Annotated in this window: 4 protein-coding genes; 1 reads left to right on the top strand and 3 read right to left on the bottom strand. The window is 68.8% G+C overall.

The genetic code is table 11. From position 1 onward, the window contains the following. Positions 1–151: 151 nt before the first annotated feature. Positions 152–760: a DJ-1/PfpI family protein gene (locus tag ACWDA7_RS51840; RefSeq protein ID WP_450615066.1), complete on the top strand. Its 609-nt coding sequence runs from the start codon at positions 152–154 to the stop codon at positions 758–760. 130 nt (positions 761–890) lie between these two features. Here ACWDA7_RS51840 and ACWDA7_RS51835 read toward each other — a convergent pair whose 3' ends face one another. The 3 genes from ACWDA7_RS51835 to ACWDA7_RS51825 all read right to left on the bottom strand — a co-directional run. Further along, positions 891–1,241 carry a hypothetical protein gene (locus ACWDA7_RS51835; RefSeq protein WP_450615064.1) on the bottom strand — a complete coding sequence of 117 codons (351 nt, stop codon included), beginning with the start codon at positions 1,239–1,241 and terminating at the stop codon, positions 891–893. Between the two features lie 326 nt (positions 1,242–1,567). Further along, positions 1,568–2,215, bottom strand: a complete 648-nt coding sequence (locus ACWDA7_RS51830) for a response regulator (protein WP_450615063.1) — start codon at positions 2,213–2,215, stop codon at positions 1,568–1,570. Beyond that, the coding region (locus ACWDA7_RS51825; protein ID WP_450615061.1) for a sensor histidine kinase at positions 2,212–2,825 on the bottom strand (614 nt) is incomplete at its 5' end. The genes ACWDA7_RS51830 and ACWDA7_RS51825, both read right to left, overlap by 4 nt.

Here is a 2,825-nt window from a genome sequence, read left to right as displayed (position 1 = left end):
ACGCGGGAGACCAGTGCATCCACCACCGTTCGGGATGCGCCAGTTGACCAGGACTGGGTACAAGACTCACTCCTGCTCACTGACTAGGAACGGTAAGGACGGAGGAAACATGCAGGTTAGGCTGCACGTGACCTGACTTGAAGGAGTTGTGATGCAGGTAGCCGTGGTCACCTTCGACGGGTTCAACGAGCTCGACAGTTTCATCGCTTCCGCGCTGATCAACCGGTGCCGTAAGGACGGCTTGGAGGCCTTCATCACGACGCCGACGCCGGTGGTCACGTCGATGAACGGCGTCGAGGTGACCGGGCAGCGCCCGATGGAGTTCGTGACCGAAGCCGATGTCGTGCTGATCGGCAGCGGCGTGAAGGCGCGAGAAGTGGTCGCCGACGACCGGCTCATCTCCAGGCTGCAGCTCGACCCTTCGCGACAGCTGATCGGTGCGCAGTGCTCCGGCGCGCTGGTGCTCGCCCGGCTGGGCTTGCTGGACGGCATGCCGGCTTGCACGGACCTCAAGACCCGGCCCTTTGTCGAGGCCTGCGACATCACCGTGCTGGACGCGCCGTTCCACGCCGAGGGGAACATCGCCACGGCGGGCGGCTGCCTGGCGTCCCAGTATCTCGCCACGTGGGTGATGAACCGCACGCTCGGGGAGGACGCCGTCCGCGACGTCATCGGCTACGTGGCCCCGGTCGGCGAGAACCAGGAGACGATCGAGCGCGCCCTGCGTGCCGTCCACGCGGGCGAGGTCGCGCTGCGCTAGCGCCGTACGGTCAGCCTTGCGGGGCCGACCGCAGTTATGGCGACGCCTCCTGAGCGTGCGGGGACGGTTGTCGAGGTCGTGGCCGAGCGGGGGCACCTCCTGGCGCCGAAGCGCCTCGTCGGCTCAGCCGCTACAGACGAGTCACGAAGCAGCCGGTCGCTTCGCCGATCGTCACGGTGATCCGCAACTTCGTACCCTCGGAGGTCGGCACGAAGATCGTGCCGTTGTAGATGTGTTCCGGACCATCCGCCGGCGGCGAGATCACCGTCTTGATGTCCTTCGCTGCCCGCACATACAGCGCCGGATCATATGGGGCCCCCGCGTCGCCGGCCTCCACGCGGATGATGGCGTCCTCAGGTTCGGTCGGTTCCTTCGACGCCGCCACCCAGAACTTGGTGATGCCGGAAGGTGCGGCCAGCTTACTTGCGAAGGGGCCCGCGATTACTCCGCCGGATGTAGCGGACTCATCCTCTTCCCCCACGGTCGTGCAATGTGTTGCGGTGCTCTCAGCGCTCGGCGCCTGCACTGGATGAGCCGAGTCCTGCGACGACCGGTGGCTGTTGTCAGTGGCTGGTCCGTGGCCGTCGCAGGCGGCCAGCGCTCCGAAGATCCCTAGCAACAATGTTGTCGCCGCCACACGTGTTCGGGTCCCCGTCATAAGCAATCACCGGCCTTCTCGCTGACCGACTTTACTTGTGGCATTCATCTATGGGGAAGACGTGATGCCGGGCAGCGGTACCCGCTACCACGGCATCCGGCCGGCTGCCGGATGCCCCTGTGCCGCCCCCCAGTTACGTAACCCCCCGCTCAGGCCAGGCCGCTGGTGTAGGCGATGACCACGGCCTGAGTGCGGTCGCGGGCATGCAACTTGGCGAGGACGTTGCTGACATGGGTCTTCGCGGTGGCTTCGCTGCCGCTGAGCGCGCCGGCGATCTCGGCGTTGGTGAGCCCCTTGGCCAGCTGGGCGAGGACCTCACGTTCGCGGGCGGTCAACTGGCTCACCGCCTGGACGGCCGCCGGGTCGTGCGCGCGGGTGCCGACGATGTGGTCGACCAGTCGCTGGACGGCTCGTGGCGCCAGGATCGCGTCGCCGGCCGCAGCCGTCCGGATCCCCGCGACCAGGTCGTCGGCGTCACCGTCCTTCAGCAGGAAACCGGACGCCCCGGCCCGGACGGCAGCCAGGACGTACTCGTCCAGATCGAACGTGGTGAGCATGACGACGGCAGGCGGTCGGGGCAGGGCCCGCAGATGCCGGGTCGCCTCGACGCCGTCCATGCCCGGCATGCGGATGTCCATCAGTACGACGTCGGGTTCGCACTGGCCTGCCTGCCGGACGGCGCCCGCTCCGTCCGACGCCGTGCCCACCACGTCGACATCCCCTGCGGTGGCGAGCAGGGCCGCCAGCGCGTCGCGGATCAGCGGCTGGTCATCGACCACGAGAACGCGGATGGTCATCGCGCGGCGTGCTCCATGATCGGCATCGGCATCGGCATCGGCATCGGCAGCGTCGCCCGCACCGCCCAGCCCTCCCGGTCGCTTCCCGTGTTGAGGGAACCACCGAAGAGACGGACGCGTTCGGCCATGCCGAGCAACCCGTGTCCGGCTGTGCCGGGCCGTTCCCCCGCGTGTACCGGGTTGACTATGTCGAGATGAAGCGCTGAATCACCCCAGTCCAGCCGGACCACTGTGAGGCCCGGGGCGCCGTGCCGGCGCGCGTTGGTCAGCGCCTCCTGCACGATCCGGTACGCGGCGAGCGATATGGCCGGCGGGAGCGGCCGAGGAGTACCGGACTGCGTGAAGCGGACCGGGTGACCGGTCGACCTCGCGGTCTCCAGCAGGTTCGACAGGTCGTCCAGCGACGCCTGTGGATCGAGGTCGGCCCGCTCGCCGTCCGGCCGGAGCAGGCCCAGCAGCCTGCGCAGGTCGCTTCTGGCTCTGGCCGGCCTGGGCGACTCCGCGCCCGGCTCGGGAGAGCTGAGCAGCGACACCAGTCGGCGCGGGCCGGTGAAGGGGGGCGGCCCGCGCCGACATCGGCCGGCATGGGCGGCAGCTGCAGCTGCCGCCC

Source organism: Streptomyces sp. NPDC001156 (genome assembly GCF_053598275.1).
This window is presented reverse-complemented; position numbering and strand designations above follow the sequence as displayed.

Excerpts from the sequence above, each read along its gene's own strand:
- ACWDA7_RS51840 (WP_450615066.1), top strand. The coding sequence starts at position 152 with ATGCAGGTAGCCGTGGTCACCTTCGACGGGTTCAACGAGCTCGACAGT.
- ACWDA7_RS51830 (WP_450615063.1), bottom strand. The coding sequence starts at position 2,215 with ATGACCATCCGCGTTCTCGTGGTCGATGACCAGCCGCTGATCCGCGAC.